Source organism: Pseudochrobactrum asaccharolyticum, from assembly GCF_003314995.1.
GTDB classification, from domain to species: Bacteria; Pseudomonadota; Alphaproteobacteria; order Rhizobiales; family Rhizobiaceae; genus Pseudochrobactrum; species Pseudochrobactrum asaccharolyticum.
The window spans coordinates 343,249-362,921 of sequence record NZ_QNRH01000001.1 but is presented as its reverse complement, the minus strand read 5'-3'; the positions used below and the strand labels follow the sequence as shown (position 1 = coordinate 362,921).

The 19,673-nt window shown below is 52.8% G+C and carries 23 protein-coding genes; 3 read left to right on the top strand and 20 right to left on the bottom strand.

Features of this window, described 5'->3' with window-relative positions; genetic code table 11:
- Window positions 1-78: 78 nt before the first annotated feature.
- From DFR47_RS01620 to DFR47_RS01530, 20 genes are all read right to left on the bottom strand, one after another.
- The gene (locus tag DFR47_RS01620) at window positions 79-759 is read right to left on the bottom strand and encodes a response regulator transcription factor (RefSeq protein WP_113942663.1); all 681 of its coding nucleotides are present in this window, start codon (window positions 757-759) and stop codon (window positions 79-81) included.
- 187 nt (window positions 760-946) lie between these two features.
- Window positions 947-1,300 carry a hypothetical protein gene (locus DFR47_RS22265; protein ID WP_374788356.1) on the bottom strand — a complete coding sequence of 118 codons (354 nt, stop codon included), beginning with the start codon at window positions 1,298-1,300 and terminating at the stop codon, window positions 947-949.
- A 154-nt stretch (window positions 1,301-1,454) separates the two neighbouring features.
- A complete protein-coding gene (locus tag DFR47_RS01610; protein ID WP_113942662.1) occupies window positions 1,455-5,264 on the bottom strand; it encodes a baseplate multidomain protein megatron in 3,810 nt (1,269 codons plus the stop codon).
- A 33-nt stretch (window positions 5,265-5,297) separates the two neighbouring features.
- A complete protein-coding gene (locus DFR47_RS01605) occupies window positions 5,298-5,729 on the bottom strand; it encodes an NlpC/P60 family protein (protein ID WP_113943176.1) in 432 nt (143 codons plus the stop codon).
- Window positions 5,730-5,734: 5 nt separating this feature from the next.
- Complete coding sequence (locus DFR47_RS01600; protein ID WP_113942661.1) at window positions 5,735-6,622, bottom strand: DUF2163 domain-containing protein; 888 nt, start codon at window positions 6,620-6,622, stop codon at window positions 5,735-5,737.
- Complete coding sequence (locus DFR47_RS01595; RefSeq protein WP_113942660.1) at window positions 6,622-7,254, bottom strand: DUF2460 domain-containing protein; 633 nt, start codon at window positions 7,252-7,254, stop codon at window positions 6,622-6,624. Before DFR47_RS01595 ends, DFR47_RS01600 begins: the two co-directional genes overlap by 1 nt.
- 11 nt (window positions 7,255-7,265) lie before the next feature.
- Window positions 7,266-7,838 (bottom strand): phage tail tape measure protein, encoded by a 573-nt coding sequence (locus DFR47_RS01590; protein WP_113942659.1) that lies wholly within the window; start codon window positions 7,836-7,838, stop codon window positions 7,266-7,268.
- Window positions 7,835-8,023: a rcc01693 family protein gene (locus DFR47_RS01585; protein WP_113942658.1), complete on the bottom strand. Its 189-nt coding sequence runs from the start codon at window positions 8,021-8,023 to the stop codon at window positions 7,835-7,837. The genes DFR47_RS01590 and DFR47_RS01585 overlap by 4 nt, the downstream gene beginning before the upstream one ends.
- 17 nt (window positions 8,024-8,040) lie before the next feature.
- Window positions 8,041-8,391: a gene transfer agent family protein gene (locus DFR47_RS01580; RefSeq protein WP_245416407.1), complete on the bottom strand. Its 351-nt coding sequence runs from the start codon at window positions 8,389-8,391 to the stop codon at window positions 8,041-8,043.
- Window positions 8,388-8,801, bottom strand: a complete 414-nt coding sequence (locus DFR47_RS01575) for a phage major tail protein, TP901-1 family (RefSeq protein WP_113942656.1) — start codon at window positions 8,799-8,801, stop codon at window positions 8,388-8,390. Before DFR47_RS01575 ends, DFR47_RS01580 begins: the two co-directional genes overlap by 4 nt.
- 3 nt (window positions 8,802-8,804) lie before the next feature.
- The gene (locus DFR47_RS01570; RefSeq protein ID WP_113942655.1) at window positions 8,805-9,236 is read right to left on the bottom strand and encodes a DUF3168 domain-containing protein; all 432 of its coding nucleotides are present in this window, start codon (window positions 9,234-9,236) and stop codon (window positions 8,805-8,807) included.
- Complete coding sequence (locus DFR47_RS21685) at window positions 9,233-9,400, bottom strand: hypothetical protein (RefSeq protein ID WP_170137419.1); 168 nt, start codon at window positions 9,398-9,400, stop codon at window positions 9,233-9,235. Before DFR47_RS21685 ends, DFR47_RS01570 begins: the two co-directional genes overlap by 4 nt.
- Entirely contained in the window at window positions 9,397-9,732 is a 336-nt protein-coding gene (locus tag DFR47_RS01565; protein ID WP_113942654.1) for a phage head closure protein, read from the bottom strand. The genes DFR47_RS21685 and DFR47_RS01565 overlap by 4 nt, the downstream gene beginning before the upstream one ends.
- Window positions 9,729-10,298: a head-tail connector protein gene (locus tag DFR47_RS01560; RefSeq protein WP_113942653.1), complete on the bottom strand. Its 570-nt coding sequence runs from the start codon at window positions 10,296-10,298 to the stop codon at window positions 9,729-9,731. The genes DFR47_RS01565 and DFR47_RS01560 overlap by 4 nt, the downstream gene beginning before the upstream one ends.
- Window positions 10,299-10,405: 107 nt before the next feature.
- Window positions 10,406-11,683, bottom strand: coding sequence for a phage major capsid protein (locus DFR47_RS01555; RefSeq protein ID WP_374788357.1), 1,278 nt, complete (start codon window positions 11,681-11,683; stop codon window positions 10,406-10,408).
- Window positions 11,684-11,740: 57 nt separating this feature from the next.
- On the bottom strand, window positions 11,741-12,238 hold the full coding sequence (locus DFR47_RS01550) for an HK97 family phage prohead protease (protein WP_113942652.1): 498 nt from the start codon (window positions 12,236-12,238) through the stop codon (window positions 11,741-11,743).
- Entirely contained in the window at window positions 12,228-12,599 is a 372-nt protein-coding gene (locus DFR47_RS01545; protein WP_113942651.1) for a DUF6107 family protein, read from the bottom strand. The genes DFR47_RS01550 and DFR47_RS01545 overlap by 11 nt, the downstream gene beginning before the upstream one ends.
- Window positions 12,596-13,834 carry a phage portal protein gene (locus DFR47_RS01540; RefSeq protein ID WP_113942650.1) on the bottom strand — a complete coding sequence of 413 codons (1,239 nt, stop codon included), beginning with the start codon at window positions 13,832-13,834 and terminating at the stop codon, window positions 12,596-12,598. Before DFR47_RS01540 ends, DFR47_RS01545 begins: the two co-directional genes overlap by 4 nt.
- A 27-nt stretch (window positions 13,835-13,861) precedes the next feature.
- Window positions 13,862-15,136 (bottom strand): DNA-packaging protein, encoded by a 1,275-nt coding sequence (locus tag DFR47_RS01535; protein ID WP_445482834.1) that lies wholly within the window; start codon window positions 15,134-15,136, stop codon window positions 13,862-13,864.
- Window positions 15,137-15,140: 4 nt separating this feature from the next.
- Window positions 15,141-15,626 (bottom strand): hypothetical protein, encoded by a 486-nt coding sequence (locus tag DFR47_RS01530; RefSeq protein ID WP_113942648.1) that lies wholly within the window; start codon window positions 15,624-15,626, stop codon window positions 15,141-15,143.
- A 545-nt stretch (window positions 15,627-16,171) separates the two neighbouring features.
- On the opposite strand from DFR47_RS01530, the gene DFR47_RS01525 reads away from it, so the two are divergent.
- The 3 genes from DFR47_RS01525 (at window position 16,172) to DFR47_RS01515 (ending at window position 19,493) form a co-directional block, all read left to right on the top strand.
- A complete protein-coding gene (locus DFR47_RS01525) occupies window positions 16,172-18,277 on the top strand; it encodes a transglycosylase domain-containing protein (protein WP_245416438.1) in 2,106 nt (701 codons plus the stop codon).
- 71 nt (window positions 18,278-18,348) lie between these two features.
- Window positions 18,349-18,948: a DUF1214 domain-containing protein gene (locus DFR47_RS01520; RefSeq protein ID WP_170137418.1), complete on the top strand. Its 600-nt coding sequence runs from the start codon at window positions 18,349-18,351 to the stop codon at window positions 18,946-18,948.
- The gene (locus DFR47_RS01515; protein ID WP_113942645.1) at window positions 18,945-19,493 is read left to right on the top strand and encodes a DUF1254 domain-containing protein; all 549 of its coding nucleotides are present in this window, start codon (window positions 18,945-18,947) and stop codon (window positions 19,491-19,493) included. The genes DFR47_RS01520 and DFR47_RS01515 overlap by 4 nt, the downstream gene beginning before the upstream one ends.
- Window positions 19,494-19,673: the final 180 nt, after the last annotated feature.

Genomic DNA, 19,673 nt, shown 5'->3' with positions numbered 1-19,673 from the left:
AATGTCGACAGCGTGACAACACGCAATGCCAGTGAGCGCATACCGAGAGCAAAGACTTTCCCGGAAAACAACTGCATCTTAATCTTTGCTGCCATCAGAATTATCGGAGCGAATACGATAGCCCATACCACGTACGGTCTCGATTATATCAACACCCATTTTCTTGCGCAGACGACCGACAAAAACTTCGATCGTGTTGGAATCACGATCAAAATCCTGATCGTATAAATGCTCAACCAATTCTGTACGGGAAATCACCTCATCCATATGATGCATGAGATAAGACAACAGCCGGAACTCATGAGAGGTCAGCTTTAGTGCCGCACCGTCAATGGTCGCTTTGGAGGCTTTTGTATCCAGAACCAGTTTACCGCTGGTAATTTCAGAAGAGGCATGCCCCGCAGCACGGCGGATCAATGCACGCAAACGCGCAAGCACTTCTTCAATATGAAACGGCTTGGCCACATAATCGTCGGCACCGGCATCAATACCGGCAACCTTGTCACTCCAGCGATCACGCGCAGTCAGCATCAGCACCGGCATCGTGCGTCCTTCACGGCGCCAGCGCTCAACAACACTGATACCATCCATCTGGGGCAGGCCGATATCCAGTATCACCGCGTCATAAGGCTCGGTATCACCGAGAAAATGCCCCTCTTCGCCGTCAAAGGCGCAGTCAACGACATAATCCGCATCACGGAGAGCTTCAGCAAGCTGACGGTTAAGATCCTTATCATCTTCAACAATCAGAATTCTCATCAGCAAACCTTTTCAGCATTTCGGAATGACAGCACAAAATCTTGCCGGTTTAACAGGCAACACCTGTTTTTACAGCAGATTGTAAAAACGGGCAAACAAACGGGTTAGCCGCCAGAGCGAGTCGCATGTTCACGGCAACTCAAGTAAATCCGTTTGAGAGCGACATGTTCGGGCTAAAGAAAATCGGTTATTTAGCCGGTACAGCAACTTCCACACGGCGAGGACGTTCACCGTCGCGTCCCGGTACCAGCACAACCACGATACAAACCGGCGCACCGTTCTGAACAGCTGCGGTTGCTTTGGTTAATGTGCCGCCCTGCTGCGCTGCGACCTGCTGCCCGATAGCAGCACAATCACCGGCTACGCGCAGCACACGCGGCTGAGCTTGAGCGGACTGTGCCGGTTGCGAAGCGGCAGGAATATGCCGCTGCAAACCTGCGGCGCCCGCAGATGGAACAATGCTTGTCAAAACTGCCGCGGTCATACCGGCAAACAGTGCAGAAGCAGCGAAAAATGTGCGAACTGGTTTTTGTGTCATCATAACGCTCACTTTAACGCTTTTAATCTGAATGTTGAATGAACAATTTTGTGTATCAGACTGACGATATCTAATTATTTTTCTTTCGTTAACATTTGTTTTTACAAAACGAAAGTCTCTCAGACTGCGGCAAAGCTGCCAGAATTGCGAAATCAGATCAATTGCCCTTTTTGCCATTCAATCTGACGAGGCTAACATCCCCTGCCCCGCAAGCCTGACTGATCTGTGCTACCCTGAACTGCAGTTCTGCACCTTCAGGCACTGCTCCGGAATATATAAACTGTGGTTCAGTGACGACTCCTGAATGTAACAGAGTTTCACCATGCCACATCTCCACCTGATATTTTTCTGTAACTTCACCAAGCGGGATATCTTCCCCCATCCAGCTATCCGCATCGATGCGCCCGCGACGAATCCACTGAAAACGCAAATCTCCATTGGTCTGACGCTTATAACGCAAATGAACGGGACTCAGCGGCCTTAAAGCACGTATGCCGCCTGTCAGCGACTGAGTAGTAAAATATTCATCCGTAAAATCGCGACCAGCAAGCCCTGCACGCCAGTTCAGCATTAAACCGTTCTCTGATTGCTGCAATCCGGCTGGCACAACACGATCATCCAGCGCAATAAAAGTAGCACCGGACTGCTTGACAAGTTGCGCTTCCGTTTCAGTACCGGCCTGCCCCCGCAACAATGTCCTCAGCCGCCAATGACCTGCGGCAATTTCTTCCGCATGCATGAATTGCAAAACCTCCCAGCTACCGGTTGCGGTTTGCACCAAAGCGGTATTGCCTGCATTGAGAATTTGCACTTGTGAGCCGCTATGTAACTCACCGTGATAAAGCCGCACATCAAAACTCTGCTCATGCATAAAACGACCACTATCTGAAGCATGGAGTTCTGTGATCAGCTCCCCCATAACCGCCGCATAGGGAATCACTGTACGCAATTGATAGCCGCTATTTTCCGGTGAAACATAAAGTAACACCTCCCGCCACGGCTTTGCATAACAGGCGACCCGAAGCTGATTTTGTTCATTTTCAATGCCTGACCACATCGGCAGATCAAGCATATGAAACAATGGAGGCCCCGCAGCAATGCCTCCTTCAGACTGCGGCAGTGACGGCATACGCGTACGGTCAGGTCGCCGCAAAACAGGAGCCAGTGCCACAGCTTTAGCACGCCGCGCCGCGCCATCTTCAAAACTCACGATAAGAAAATCGCGATTGCCAGCCAATTCGGGTACACGCACCCTGTCACCGATTGTCAATTGAGCCTGCGTCCACGGCAGAGAGAAACTGACTGTCCTGCGTTCCGCACGTTTTCGCTCCAGCCAGCTTTCAGCCAGTGCCTGTGCTTGTCCGCGTTCCATTGCGGCAGATAGAGACAGGCTTTCATGCCCTGCACGTTGCCAGCCGGAGCGCTGTGCCAGTGCACTGGCTGACTGATAATCGCGCAAGGGATCACTGAAATAGATTTCAGCACTGGCAGGCAGTTCCTCGACATCTTCCAATGTGCGAACCGGCCACTGGTCATCACGTTCCAGTGCATAATCATCCAGCACAAGCGGTTGCAGACGCTGTGACAGACTGCGAAATACCAGCTTATGCTGTTCATCGGCCTGTTCAAAAGCCACCACACTAAATATATCCATCAGCGGCTCCAGCAATGCCCTCCCACTGGCCGGATTGTCGGCAATATACCCCGACAAATAACCCTCAACGCCACGACAATCAGCTAATCCTTCCAAACCAAAATCTTTCAGCAATGCCAGCAGCAATTCTTCCAGCGCCACACCACTCAGACGTCCATTGAGCCAATGCCCTGTCGCCCAATTGGCGGCATCCCCCCAGATGTCAGCTTTCAACGGATATTCCGGAAATGGTCGCGCATCCCACGCCCAGATATAAATCTGCGCCGCATCAAGCATGGTGCCACCATAGACAGGTGAAACTGGATTATGCTCACCGGCCTTTTGCCAATAGGAAAAATGCGCCCGTAAGAAACGATCCGCCGCAAGATCACTGCGCGACCCGTCAGAAAAATAAGGCGAGGCATTTTCAGATGATTTCGGATCAGGGAATACATTTGGCTGGTTCGGCCCTTTATCGACGGCTGCGCAACCAAGTTCGGTAAACCAGAATGGCTTGGACATTGGTTGCCAAGCTGTCGGCTGCGCCTGCTCTGCACCGTTGATGCGGTTGAAATGCTGATTTTGCCACCATGAGCGCAAGTCTTTATAGCAAAATACCCATGGTTTGCCCGCCAGCCCGTCTGTTATTGCCGTGCGTTTGCGCTCACGCCTGTCCGCATCGGAGGCATAATACCAGTCATAGCCCTCACCTCCGGCAATGGCACTTTGCAAAGCAGCCTCATTATAGGCGGAAGGTGGCAAAGCAGGATCAATACTGCGCTCATCACCATCACGCCAATCGCTCAGAGGCATGTAATTATCGATGCCGATGGCATTTATGGCCGGATGCGCCCAAAGCGGATCAAGATGAAAATAGACATCACCACTGCCATCCTGTGGGTGATAGCCAAAATATTCTGACCAGTCGGCACCATAGGTGATTTTGCAACCCGCTCCTAAAGCGGTGCGTGCGGCTTCAGCCAGCTCACATAAATGACTGACGAAAGGAAATTCGTTCTGCTCATTGCGGATTTGCGTGAGACCACGCAGTTCCGAGCCTATAAGGAGTGCATCAACACCACCGGCACTGCGCGCAAGATCAATATAATGACGGATAAAACGCCTGTAGCCCCAGACACCATTGGCAAAGCGCTCAAGCTGCGCTCCGGCTTCCGTTGTCTTATCCGTTCCAGCAGGCAAACCTACTCTGCCGCGCCACGGATAGACCGGTTGAAAACCGTCATGATCCAGCGCAGGCAACTGATTATCGGCTGGAATATCCATCATAATAAACGGATAGAGCGTGACTTTCAGTCCGCGTTGCCTTGCATCTTTGATCGCAGCAATCACGGAAAAATCAGCAGGCGTACCGCCATAGGCTTTTTCAGTCCCGTTGTCGGAAATCAGATGCGCACCGGAACGGTCAACGTTATTTACCCGCCAGCTATGACTTGGTTTTCGCGCTCCACGTGCTGTCACACCGGGCATAATCCGGCATTCTCCTGCACGTAAATCTGTGCCGAACCATGGTACGATCAGTGCCACAGTTTTCAGATTAGGACACAATGCCTGCAACTCATCCAGCGATGCTGTCCAGTCACTTTGCGCGCGCAGAGTATTGCGGTTGAGCGCCCGTGTTTCACCAGGACGCGGTTCATCCCTCACCATTTGCGGCGATAGGCCGAATTCCGTTGCTCCGGGGATCAGTGCTACGGCCTGAATATCCTGCGCCAGTCTGCCCACACTGCGCATTACTTCAAATTGCAACAAAGGCAACCGGTTGCCATAGGCATCAATCGGCAGGCGTTCAAACACCACATAGGCCGTGCCACGATAGGCTGGCGCCTTACCAGCCCCCTGACGTGCTTCAATCAGCGGGTCGGGTTGCTGTGTTTCCGTGCCTTTATAAATACGGATTGTTACCTGCGTCTGATCAAGCTCTTGACCGTCAACCCAAATCCGCCGGATGCCGGAAATCTCGCCCTGCGCCACCGCAAAAGCCGCATTGGCATGATAGCTGTAGGTTGTCGTTTTCGGGCCGCCCTTGCCACCCTGACGGGTGGTGGCTTTCTGTTCTTCAAAACGTGTCGCCCAGATCAGCGTACCACCGACACGCATTGTGCCGTAGACAGCAGGTAGTGCCGCCCCTTCCTCCGCCTGCATCGGACGTGTACCGGAAAGCCGTGGCCCTTCAATACGCCGCGTTGAGTTGATCAGCGCAGTATCGACCATATAGCCGCCCATCGCACCGATGGCACTGCCGATTGCCGCGCCAACGGGGCCGAACAGCCCGCCAATCATGCCGCCCGCCGCCTGAAGAACCAGTGTACTCATGAAAAAGATGACCTGTCTTCAAACCGAAGGATTCTAACAACTCTCTGGAAATGCAAAGACTGCGGCTATCCGCTGTCGCCATTGTGGAACCACTGCAGAAAGTGTCACGCTATGCCCCTCATAGGCATGAATGAAACGATTACTCTCCGCCATGATACCTAAATGCTTGGCGGCTACACCGTCCCGCCAACGAAAGATCATCAGATCACCGGCTTGCATATCGGAGAGCGGTTTTAAATGCATATGCCGCCGTGCGGCGCTGATCAGCGGCTCATCCTGTGTGAGCTCAGCCCAATCGCGGGAATAGGTACCCGCATCCTCAGGCTCCGTACCATAAAGCTCCCGCCAGATACCACGTATCAATCCGAGGCAATCACAGCCAACCTGCAAACGGCTGGCGCCGTGCCGGTAAGGTGTACCAAGCCATGTCTGCGCAATTGCTAAAACCCTTTCATTAACGGGCACTATTGTCATGGCACCAGCACCCCGCCGTCGAAATTGCCCTCACCACCAGCAAAGGAATAGGCAGCATCATTACCGGGAATATGCGGAAAACCACGAAAATTCTCATGATTGGCAAAGCGGTCACGGCATTGCTGAAAACTCTTGTCACAACCTGCCAATATACGAAAATGATCCCCGACCTGAATGTCATAGACCGGCAAATCCTGCAGGATCAGACTGGCAGCTTCTCCCTGACGCAGATGCGAAACAATACTATTCGCACTGCCTTTATTTTGACCACTTGCCCAAGTGATCCTCCCCCGCTCAAACCAGTGCGTTGCGAAAGCACTCAAGCCTGAGACAATCACATCCTGTCCGTTCACAACTTCCACGATCCCCGCACCGGCATAGCGCGGATCGGCCGGATTGATACCACAGCGCCTGTCTGCAAATTCTGCATCACAGCCCCGCTTGGCACGTCGCCCGAATACGCGGTCAAGCAAAGCCGCACTGCTTTTCAGCTCGGCAATAAATTTCATACCACTGCGGGTAATTTTGCCAATCACGCTGCTGCGTAAAAGCACGAATTGCTGCGGCTGCGCCCAGTTGACCAGATAAGTCTCCACTGTTGCACCATCGTAAAGTCCGCGCTCAATATCCGCATCACTCAACATATCACTGGTCAGTGCGCCTTCGATCTCGGAACTGTCTACGGAAAGCCCCATCTGACTTCCGGCTTCAGAACCATTCACTCCGCTTTGGGGAAAGCAATTTATGCCCTTAACTGGCAAGGATTTATCGTGATCGCAGAAGCCGAAAACCGCTCCGTCTTTGCGCCTTAAAATCCATGCGAAACAATGCGTTGTCACATCACCTTGCAAATGTGATTCAAATTCCGGAGCCAGTGTCAGCATCACTTCACCTCAACAATCGGAATAGACGGAATTTCACCGGCTTTGAAACTGGCAATACTGGCGCTCAGACGATCCGTATCAAAACGCACTGGCACATCGAACAGGAAACCCGCCGTCACCTTTGCCTGCGGCGGCGGCACATGGTCTTCGTGAAACTCAACAATGCCGTTCTGCCAATTCACGCTGAATGCATCAGCCGCAAGCGTCACCCCGTCCACGGCGAGTTGCACGGTCTCCGGCACCGGCTTGGTAATAATGCGTTGATAATCGCCATAATGTTTTGCCAGCTGAAACTGCCGTATTGTGCCGTCACCACGACCCAAAAACTGATCTGTTGCCTGTGGCGGCGCATCCTGTTCCGATGAGAGATGATCAAACGGATCACGAAACCGGAAAGCATAAAGCGACCCGCGCCGAGCTTCGAAAAAGCGCAGCACATCGCGCAGATCATTGAGCGAGCGTAATCCTGTTCCGGCATCATAAAAGCGGCGCGACATCGACCAGCGCGCATTACGTTTTTCATGGCCGGATGTCAGCCCCACAATCTCATTGCGCCATTCCGGCCCGCCGGTTGCACCGAAAGAAACGCCGAGTGGAAAAGACACATCATGGAATGAAGATAAATCCTGCATGTCCCGTCCCTTCACATACATCTGGTGCCGTGGTGCACAGCGCGCGCCAGCATGGCACTGATCTGCGCTTCGGAACGACTGAACGAGGCAGCATCCGGTGAGGACATATTAAAATTGATCTGCATACTTCGTCCTCTTCCGCCACTGCCCATCGCCACGCCAAGACTGCCGTCACTGCCTCGCGCCAAGGGTAAAATCGCCTCGGCACCCGCCTCACCGGCCACGCCAAAACCACTCCCGAGCCCGAAATAAGTCGGGCTGGAAACCACCCCGCCTTTGGCAAAAGGTTTCACTCCGCCCAGGCCACCAAGCCCGCCCATCAGACCGGAGAACATCGAAGAGAATAAGCCCTGAAGCGGCTTCATCCCTGCATCAAGCGCCATGGAGGCCATATTCGACGCCAGCCCTCGCAGCACATCATCCAGTCCTTTACCGGATGTAACCGCGCTTTTAAAAGCCGAGGTCAGGCTCTGCCCGAACGCGCCGGAGCGCTTTTGTAAATTATCCAGCGCACGGTCAAAACCGCTGGTATCCGCCTCGACAGAAACCGTGACCGACTGCTGCTGCGTGCCTGTATCATTCATATTTCACCATCAGGAAAAGCCTGCATCAGGCTGTTGAGAATGACGCGAGACGGCGCCTGCCTGCCGCCACGCATAGCGCCGGTTAGCGCTCTGATCTCCGGCAGACTAAGTTGCCAGAAATGCTGTGATGACAGCCGCAATTGTCCCAACCCGAAATGCATCAGCGCATCCCAGGGGAAAGACATTGATTCAATTGCGGCTTCTAATTTTTTGATTGTGCTACGTTTTCCGACTTTTCGGTGCTCACACCAAAAGTCACTTCCAGCAATTGCGCGACAAGACGGGCAAAACCGACAGCACCACCATCAATGCGCATATCGGCCACATCATCTTCCGCCACATCATGACCACCACCACGCAATCCCGCAGTGACAATGCGGATCATATCTTCCGCTTTCAAACTGCCCGTTGAAAAACGGGCAATCAGAGCCGACAAGTCTTCTGCTTCATATGCAGCTTCGAGTCCAGCCAATGCGCCCAGTGTCAGGCACAAAACCCAGTCCTTATCATTCAAGACTGCTGCAATTTCACCCCGTCTGGCATTGACCATCATAGCTGCGCTCCGAAACTGACAAAACCAGCGGATTCCAAGGCAATTTCAAAGGTCACTTCACCATCATGCGCACCGCCATATTCCAGCGCAGTGATCTGAAACAAGCTGCTAACCGTGCCAAAGTCAGGCACAACAATCTGCCAGTTCAGAATATCACCATTGAAAAATGCTGTGCGGATCAGTGCATCAGATGCTGCATCTTTGAAAATACCCGCACCACTGACCGATGCACGCTGTACACCGCTGCCAGCCAGCAATTGCCGCCAGCGCCCTGAAGCATCGGCATCAGTCACATCAACAGTCTCCGCATTGAACGCAATGCGCTTGCTGCGCAAACCTGCACAGGTCTGAAATGTGTCGTCGCCTGTTGCAATTTTCAGCAACAGGTCTTTCCCTCTCTGGGCTGCCATTCGTTACATCCCTTCAATTTTCTCGGTTACCGCGCGGTAGCGCAATTGCCCGCTATAACCATCGCGCAATTCGTCATTACGAGTTTGTGAAGATTGCAAAGTCAGATTGACCAGATGAAATCCACCGATATCCGGCCTCAAAGCATTGCTCCCCAAAGCCTCCAGCAACTCCTCCACCAGCATCATCAGTTCCAGCACCTGTCTGCGGCCATTGGAGCGCGCCCAGACATGCAGCACCAGACTATGTTCCTCGCCGGTGCCGGTATCGGTATCCCAGGCATAGACCTGACTTTGGCCAAGGCTGATATAAGGAAACACTGCATGGGGTGGCACATGATCATAGATGCCCTGTCCCTGCAGTTTTTCCATCAGCAAAGGCGCGGCTTGCAGCCACGCCAATATTGCCTTTTGTAGAGCGAGCGCCGCACCCGTCATACCTTATTATCCTGTTCAGGATTGGCTGGCGGTGTTTTAGTGTCGGGACTTTTCAAAAACAGCCCGTCACGTTTGTTGGACAAAGCTTGCTCACAGGCCTGCAAACCGACAAGACGCAGCGTGCGTAACAAGGCTTCAAATATAAAACGCATAGAAAAATTCATCGGATTTCCTCTCTAACTGAGCAGATGAGATAGCGTTGGCTTTCATCGGGGTCATGCAAACCGAGCACCGTGAAATGCCTTGTCCCCTGCGTCAGCCGCATAGAAACAGCTATATCGCTGCGATAACGGGTTATGATGCGATGTGTCAGATTGGGAATGGCCTGCAATGCGAAGGATTGGCTGCCGGTTTTCTTAGGTTCAATTCTGCCCCAGAGCGTGGCAACTTCTGTCCACTGCTCCTGATAGCTGCCACTGTCATCAAACAGCGGACGGTTCTCTTGCAGGCTCAGAAATATTTTGAACTGTCCCGCATCAATGAATTGCAGGTTCATAGCCGCCCCCGCCGCAACCACGGTGCCACCAATTGTGCAACCATATCCGGCAGACTGCTCATCAGCCCGCCTGCCTCGGCAGAGTTACGGTTATCATAGAGATGCGCCGCCAGTATCACACAGGCATGGCGCAATGTTTCAGGCAGACCTGACGGCTCACTCGCCAGACCGGCAGTCAGCTCAATTTCCAACCCACGGGCAATGGTGATATACGGAGGTCTACGGAGATAAACCCGCTGCGGACGGCTCTCCGTATCCAGACGCCAATCATCCTTACTAAACAAAACCTCACTGCCATCGGCAGCAAAACCCTGTACTTTATCGATGGAAATGACCGGCGCTTTATAGAGTGCAATTCTGCCCGATTGCGGCCAGTTGGCGAGCTGTAAATGCCAGCACTGCGGCAACATCACCAGATTACAATGTTGCTCAATCACCTCACGCGCAGTACAGATCAGCCGTTCCAGCAAATCTTCTTCCTGCCCTAGTGGCAAACGTAAAAAATCGCGCAGCAATGCTGTCGTCACCGGCTCGCTGACCGGCGGCGTTATAAGACGGAGAACCATGCTATCTCCCGTAATTTATAATAAAAACAATATGATAAAATCACTCTCTGACAGAATGATTCATGTTGCCCTGCAAGAACAGGCAAAACCGCCTTCTCTCAGTAAACTTAAGCTGCAAATTTGAGCAGTTTGATCGCATCAAAATCCTGCACACCACCGCCCACACGTTTGGTGGTGTAGAACAATACATATGGTTTGGCAGAATACGGATCGCGCAGCACGCGGATACCAATGCGATCAACAATCAAATAACCACGGCCAAAATCACCAAAGGCAATCGGTGTGCTGTCGGTTGTAATATCCGGCATATCCTCGGCTTCCACCAGACCGAAGCCCATGAAGGACGCTTTCTGGCCAAGCGATGCCGGCGGCTGCCAGAGATAATTGCCATTGCTGTCTTTGAGCTTACGCAGTGCCGATTGTGTTTTACGGTTCATCATCCAATGAGCATTCTGGCGGTAGCCGGATTTGAGCGCATAGACCAGATCAATCAGCAGATCAGACGGGCTGGAAGAAGGCAAGGCACCGGCAACACCGGTCTTCAGACAACCAAGTTTGCCCCATGCCCATGACGCTTCATCAACCGTATCATAGGCTAAAAAGCCATGCGGCTTGTTCACACCATCACCATTGATAAAAGCAGCGCTTTCCTGTTCGGCAAAAGCTGTTTCAACCTCGGCAGCAATCCACTGTTCCACATCCACCGCCGCATCATCCAGCAAGCTGGCGGTTGCCGCAGGCATGGCATAAATCTCCATGGTCGGGAATTGCAATTCTGCCAGTTTGGCATTGGTGGTCTGCGGGCGTGCGCCCTCTTCACCAACCCAGCCCGTACCCGGTCCGCTGATAGAAAATGGTTTCTTCAAAACCGCACCGGAAACCTGACGCACGGTTGCCAAACCACGCACCGGCGAAAGTGCCGCCAAACGCGTGCCGATTGCCGTTTCCAGTTCAGACGGCACGAGATAACCGCCATCCGGCCCCGAACCATAGGAATGCGCTTTCTGTTCAAGTCCGCGCAGCGCCTGCTCATCACCACGGCGGGCATAGCGGTCAAAAGCCTGTTTATGTTCCCGAACTACAGGGCTGTGGATGGAACGCTCCTCACCTCCCAGCGCAGGGCGTGCCTGTTTCAACACATATTGATCCAGCGCCGCTTTCTGCTCATCCATGGCACGGTTAAGACGCTCCACTTTTTCAACAGTCAGAACATCCGCACCAACATGTTTTTCAATCTGTGTGAGGCGCTCATCATTGGCTTGTTTAAAGCCCTCAAAGGCTTGCATAAATTCACCGAAAGCCTGCCCGACTTCCTGCTGACTATTCAGCGCTTTGATTTCCAGAGCCGGCATCTTAGCTGCTTTGTGCATCTGCTTGATCGTCATTGCCTGTCCTTTTTACAGTTGAAGTATAATGAACCGATGCAAACCGACCGGATGAGATTATTTGTTGCTATGGAGCTGAAATGTAGCCTGCCGGATGATCCGCGCAGTACTGTTTTCATCATGCTGTTTATGCTGAACAGCGGTGACGCGCGCCTGTGGCAGCATCGGAAATGTCACCAGCGAGATTTCCCAAAGCTCCGCTTCCAGAATATGCCGTTGGCCGGTGGCCGTGGCTTTCTTGCTGCGCACAGCCCAAAATCCGATCGACAACCCATCCAGCGCCCCTTCCGAGAGCAAGCGCCATGCCTCATCAGCCCGCGCCACGCCTTCGGCCAGTTGCCCTTCCACATAAAGGCCGCGCTGATCTTCCATTATCTTCGTCCAGATGCCGATGGGATTATCTGCCTGATGCTGCCAGAGCATCCGCACTGTCCCGCCCCGCTTGAGACTGGCCGCGAAAGCCCCGCGCTCAATAATATCACCGCTCAAATCCGTGAGGGAAAACAGGCTGGCATAGCCACTGAACCACAAGCCCTGACCGGTATTAATTGTCATCGGCAGCACTCCTTTTACGGAAAATCATGCTGTCCTGATTTTTAAGCCTGTCGGTAAACCGCTTGAAGAAACCAAGCGCTGTCCATGCAGCAAAACTCGCAGCGGCTGAACCCATCAGCATCAGTTCCGCTTGTCCGAGACTGTTGCTTAATGTCAGTTGTTCTGCGATTTTAACGCCCGCCGCTCCGCCGAAAATCATGCCGCAAATTAGGCCTACAGCAAAACGGATCGCCGCCTCGCGCTTGCCCTTTGGCAGCATATAAGCCAGTGAGACGGCAGAACCGCTGACGGCACCGGTGATTTTGGCAAGCCAAATCCATTGTTCCTGCGTTAATTCTCCAGTCTGGTTGAACAGGTTCATGCCTCCCTCCCCTCCGGTTCAAGAGAATAGCCAACTGCCTGCCGTTTCTCCGCATCGCTGAGGAAATCAGCTGCACCAATCCGCCGCCACAGCGCCTCGCGCTCTTCCGCCAATCCGTCAATCCGGTCATGATCATGCTCCAATCGCAGATCGGAACCATATTGCGGACAGAGCCAGTTGCTCAGCGCCTGTGCGGTACGGTTCAAAAGCGGCAGAATGGTCAGACGGTAAAAAGCACGATTGGCCTCGGCATAATTGGCATAGGTATTATCACCGGGAATGCCAAGCAGCATGGACGGCACGCCAAAAGCCAATGCAATCTCGCGGCTCGCCACATGTTTGGCCTCGATGAAATCCATATCCTTGGGCGAAAGTCCCATCGCCTTCCAGTCCAACCCGCCCTCCAGCAGCAGCGGCCTGCCTGCTCCACCGGCTCCGGTATACCCCTCTTCCAGCTCCGTCTTCAGCCGGTCAAACTGCTCTTCGCTCAAATTGCCACCATCTTTCGGCGCATAGACCAGCGCACCGGAAGGACGGGCAGAATTATCAAGCAGCGCCTTGTTCCATGCAGCGGTAGCATTGTGAATATCCAGCGCCATCAATGCGGCCTCCAAAGGCGGAAAACCATAATGATCGTCCAGCGGATGAAACAGCCGCAGGTGTAAAGCCCGTGCCGACAGGCCAGTCTCGAAACCGGCATTGAGGCTAATTCGGCGGCTGGCCGTATTATTGCGATAGAGCAGAGCTTGCGGCCAGCCGTTACTGTCGCTTTCAATCGTCACCCGTTCAGGGCGCAAAAGATGCAACTCTTTGGCCTGCCCGTCATAATCAAGCCGTTCGATATAAGCATTGCCGGATAGCAGTAAATGCCCGTAAAGCTGTTCGAAAAATCCGGAGCCGCAAGCACCTTCGTGTGGTGCGCGCAGCAGCTTCAAAAGCGGATGATCTCCAAGCTCCGTCTCACCCTGATAGAGCAGTAACGGCACATTGGCTGCGGCATCGCTAATCATTTTCACGCAGCGATGCACAATCGGATTACGCATGAAACCCTGTTGCGACAGCGCCATATAATTGCGGGTTGTCCAGCGAGCCTGTGCATCCATATGCAGGGCGACAAAACCCTGCTGCATTTTTGCGGAAGGCGGCACAGTTACTTTTTGCGCCTGCGACGGCGCGGTTGCTTTTTGCGCCTGCATTTGGGCAGCACGATGCCGCCACGGCCATTTCCAAGCCATGTTCACCTCACGAGATTGTAATGTAATTTATCGAAGCTGCCGAATGCGTGGTTTATGCGTGTCCTGAAGCAAAAGCGTATGTAGCGCCCAGACCAGCGCATCCATTCTGTCGGGCGAGCGTCCTGACGACAGCCCGTTCACAGCAAAGTCACACATCTCATCTTCCAGCTCCGGAAAACGCTGTGCATGGCGAATACGTCCCTGCTCGTAGAGTGCAGCAACCGGCTCGGCGCGCAGATATTTGCCGCGTTGCGCGCGCACTGCTTTCACCGCAACAGACGTATCCTGTGCATGGATCACAGCCATCACCATATCGCCGCCCTGATTGACCTCCGCCACCACCAGATCAGCCTGATAACGATGATAGAACTGCACAACCTGAGCTGCCCATTGATGGGGCTTCACACCTTGCACGGTCGCATCTTCAAGCACCCATGCCTGATCATGCACATCCAGACCCGCCACAATAATCCCGCAAGCATCCGAATTTTTGGTGGACGTGGCAGGCGGATCAACTGCAATAATAATGCGCTGCAATTCCGGCACTTGTGGATCATAAAGTGCCCCCAACTGCTCCCGCGACCACAGCGCATCCTCACGATCCGCGATCAGCACACCATCGAGTTCCTGCCGCCCCAGAGATGTGCCAGCATAACGCTGCTGCATCGCCAGCAGAAAGGCCGGTGCCAGATGTGCTGCATTTTCATCAGTACGCATATGTGTCATGATCGTAGTCGGATCACTCAACAGATCGCGCAGCAGAGCCTGCATTTTCGGTGTAGTCGTCACCACCTGTCGCGGGTTATCTCCTAGCCGTAAGCCGAATTGCAGCATGTCCCATGTCTGTTGCGGATTTTTCCATTTCGCCAGTTCATCGCACCACGCAGCAGAAAATTGCGGCCCGCGCAAACTGTCAGGATCTTCTGATGAATAGAAGGAAGCTACCGCCCCGCTCTCCCAGACCAGTCTGCGCCGCGTGCTTTCCAGCCTCGGCCTTTGCAACCGTGATACAGAGAGAATACCAGAAGGCCCTTCAACCATCACCTCACGCACATCGGCAAGCGTCTCCCCCACCAAAGCAATGTTGCCGCAAGCTTTATCGCTGAAAGGCGCAAGTCCCTGCGCCATGCCGCTGATCCACTCGGCACCGGCACGGGTTTTGCCGGAGCCTCGCCCGCCCATAATCACCCAGCTGCGCCAGTCATTACGTGGAAAAACCGGAAGCTGCGCCAACCGCCCCTGAAACAGCCACTCCTGACTCGTTGCAACAATGGTCTGCGCATCAACTCCCGCGTTGGTCAGCAGTTCAAGCAGATCGGAGTTCGGTAATTCTGGCGCTGATGATGCTGAGGGCTTCACGCACATCCTCCGGCTTCACACCGCCTGTCTCACGGCCTTGTTCCGGCTGGCTTCCGGCCTGCTCTGCCCGTGTTTCCCTGGACAATTCGCTGATACTCTTCACCGCTTTTGCCAATGACGCCAAAGCTTCAACCGCACTCTTTTCCGGCAGGCCATCGGCTTTGGAGAAGTTTTGCAATTCCGTATTAATTTTAATCAGCAGGTCTTCGATATCGAGCTGCGGCGGGCTATTTGCATTGCTGTTCAGCCCTGCCTTTTTCAACCGCCTGAGGTAGATGTCCGGTTGCAGCCCTAACAGAAAAGCCATGTCCTGTCCGGCAATCCGGTAACGCCGTTGCAAACGATAAACAGCCTGCACCTGCAAACGCTCATGAGCCGCATTATGTTGCAGCTTTGTCGTCTCTTTGTTTTCCGGCCCGATATTTTTTGGCATCGATTGCACCGGCTCCGTTCTTTTCCAAACGCATAACCGGTTTCAGAATTTCAAAACAAAAAAGCGCAGCACCAAATGCTACGCCCCATCAAATTCTATTGAATTGTCTCAGCCACACTTCTCTGACTGTATCTGAAAGCTACTGCAACACCGTCACGCAGTCAAGGATAAAATTCCTATTTTTATCCTCTCCGACACACATTCTTACCTGCTCAATCAGTAAGATATTTAACATTTTGAAATATCACACCTTCCCTGATTAAGCATATTTCTAAACCCTTCCTTGGCACTTCTGTTTTATTGGTCATTCATAAGAATGTGGTAGAATGGGTTCGTTACAGCGGCTTCAGTTAAGTCTGCATCGTAGAAACCGCTGTAACTATTTGTTTTTACGCATTATCCGACGCAAAACCGCTTCGCACCTTTGCTGGAAATGCTATAAACTCCAATTTAAATAAAAACGGGCTTTTCCTGTAATGAACAAGCAGGCTGACAATAATTTGCCGAAAAAGAAAGCGCGCCGCCTTACCCGCAGCCCGTTTCTGATGGCGATTGACGCCTGGCTCGATAACAGCCTGTATCGTTTGCGCTCGGCTTTTGCGTCTTTCTGGAAAAGCGCCAGTCTGTTTTCGTTCAAGTTTCGTGTGCGCGGCTGGAAACGCCTGTTCGTTGAAATTGCCGATGAAGGCTTCACACTAGGTGTGCTGGGTAGCGTGGTGATGCTGATACTCGCCATGCCGGCTTTTGAAGAAACCAAAAAAGACTGGCGTGCGCAGGACGATTATGCCGTTACATTCTTAGACCGCTACGGCAATGAAATCGGTCAGCGCGGTATCATGCACCGCGATGCGGTTCCGATTGCCGAATTGCCGGATCATGTAATCAAGGCCGTTCTTGCAACTGAAGACCGTCGTTTTTTTGAACATATCGGTATCGACTTCTGGGGCTTGAGCCGTGCGCTCACTCAAAATATGCGCGCTAATGGTGTGGTTCAGGGCGGCTCCACCCTCTCCCAGCAGCTGGCCAAGAATCTGTTTCTGTCCAATGAAAGAACATTGAAGCGCAAGATCAATGAAGCTTTTCTGTCGCTGTGGCTCGAAGCCAATTTAAGTAAGACGGAAATTCTGCAGCTATACCTTGACCGTGCCTATATGGGCGGCGGTACTTTCGGCATTGCGGCGGCGTCTGAATTTTATTTCGGCAAGAGCGTAAAAGACGTCAATCTTGCCGAGGCCGCCATGCTTGCAGGTCTTTTCAAGGCACCGGCGAAATATGCACCGCATGTTAATCTGCCAGCCGCCCGCGCCCGCGCCAATGTTGTATTGTCCAACCTTGCCGATGCGGGCTTCATGAGCGAAGGTCAGTTGGCCTATGCACGCCGCAATCCGGCCAGTGTTGTTGACCGCGCCAAAGGCGATAATCCCGATTATTTTCTGGACTGGGCTTTTGATGAGGTGAAGAAAATCACCCGCTCTATTCCGCAGCATAATCTGGTTGTGCGTACCACGCTGGATCGCAATCTTCAGAAAGCTGCGGAAGACGCGATTGAATTTCATCTGCGCCAATATGGTGCTGAGTATAAAGTGACCGAAGCTGCAACCGTGGTGATTGCCGATGACGGTTCTGTACGTGCAATTGTCGGTGGCCGCGACTATGGGATGAGCCAGTTCAACCGTGCAACCAAAGCCTTGCGGCAATCCGGCTCCTCGTTCAAGCCCTATGTCTATGCTGCCGCAATGGAAAAGGGATTGACGCCGAACACGATCATTTCCGATGCGCCGATTGCATGGGGCAACTGGATGCCGCGCAATTACGGACGTTCCTTTGCCGGTCGTGTTGACCTCACAACTGCACTGGTCAAATCCTATAATACGGTGCCGGTACGCCTTGCCAAAGACTACCTGACTACCAAGCCGATTGTGGCGCTGACCAAAGCCATGGGCATTGAATCAGAAATATCCGATCACAAAACTATGGTGCTCGGCACATCCGGCATGACAGTGATGGATCAGGCAACCGGTTTCAGCGTTTTTGCCAATGGCGGCTTTGCAGGGAGGCGTCACGGTATTGTGCAAATCTCTGATCCGTCAGGCAAAATTCTCTGGGACTTTAAACGCGACACACCGGAGCCAAAACGCGTATTGTCGGAAAAAGCAGCCTCTGAAATGAACTCCATGCTGGTTCAGGTACCGGAGCGCGGTACTGCGCGGCGTGCGGCTCTGCCGATGACCCGCGTTGCTGGTAAAACTGGCACGACACAGAGTTATCGCGATGCGTGGTTTGTCGGCTATACCGGCAATTACACAGCGGCCGTCTGGTTTGGCAATGACAGCTATGCGCCGATGAATAATCTGACCGGCGGTATTATTCCGGCCATGACATGGCAGATGATGATGATGCAGGCGCATCAGAATATTGATCTGAAACCAATTCCGGGCATCAGCAATCCGTTTCCTAAACAGGCGCCTGCAACTGATCCGAAACTGGTGGCACAGAACAACACGAGCAACGGTGACAAACCACAAAACGCAGTGCCGGATTATCCGCGCGTTCTTTCTTCGGAAACCACCCGTTTCATGCGTGGTCTGAACGAGAAGTTTCGCACTTACGAAACGCCGCAGCAACTCCGCACAACCATCACCTTACTCTGAAGCTCATTTTAATAAGCCTGTTATGACAGAATGACAGGCAATGTTAACCGGACATGTTTTATAGATTCTGTATGAGCAATATCAGAACCATATTTCTGACAATCGTGATCTGTGCCATCGCCCTTGCAGGCGGCACAGCCAGTGCGCTTTATGCTCTCAATAATTTTGAAGGTTTTAACCATCTGACCATCGGCCAATGGCAAGCATCGCCCCTTTATGGCAGCGCAGATGCCGACCCTTATGCCCGTGCGCAGCGCAGCCGTGCTGCTTTGTTGCCGCTTGGCGCAGCAGAGGGACAACGCTTTGTGCTGCGCTATGATACGGATGGTGCAAAGCTTGATCCCCGCTGTGACTATAGTCTGCAAGGTCAGGTACCGCCCTCACGTTTCTGGACACTTCACGCCAGCGACCTAACCGACCATCCTCTGTTAAGCAAACAAGGACTGCCGCAGGCATTGCATAGCCAGATGATCTGGTATCGCGATGATTCCAGCTTGCTCATTTCTGTTTCATCCGATGCACAATCCGGCAACTGGCTGGCGATCAACGCGACCCGCCCCTATCAGTTGATAATGACACTCTATGACACCGCGCTCGGTAGTTCGGTCGGCTTTGAGAACCCGCAAATGCCTGAGCTAAAACGGATTGCTTGCAAAGGAGCGGTCCGATGAGATATTCCCTGTTGCAGCTTCTTTATGCCCTGCTGCTCGGCCTGCTCGGAGCCGCGATTGTCCATATTACGGTTATCTTGCTGGTTCCGTCCTATGCTTCGGAGACTTTGTGGAATCGCGTGGAACAATTAGGCCCGCCGGAAACTTTCCACCCGCTGGAAGGTAAAAACTGGGCTATGCGCAGCGACCCGCTGATGCGCAGTGCGGTCTGCCGCTTTGATCTGTCGAACGGACCTGTTCATATCAGTGCTATCGGTAAAGTACCGTTCTGGTCGCTGGCGCTCTATAATCATCAGGGCGATATTACCTTCAGCCTTAATGATCAGGTATCTCCGGTAACTGACCTGCTGCTTGTCTCACCGCTGCAAAAAATCCTGCTCGAACAGAGCATGCCGCAACAGCTTGAGCAATCAGTGCTGGTTAATCAGACTGCCAGCGAAGGTATTGTTGTTCTGCGTGTTTTTGAGCCGGATACCACATGGCGTGATGAAGTCAGTGAATTTCTGAAATCCGCTGAATGTATGAGCGTTTCTCTGGAGAACTGAACGGTCACAACCAGCACCGGCAAACCTCTCAATTTTTGATTAATTAAACTGGAATTTACCCTAAAATCTCCGATGGTTAATTGATTGCTAAGTGTTGTCCCTTAGAGTGCACATTATCTGCCCGTGTTTTTGACGGGAATTCTTGTTTTATTCGTGTTGTGTAAGCGTAAAAGGGGTAAA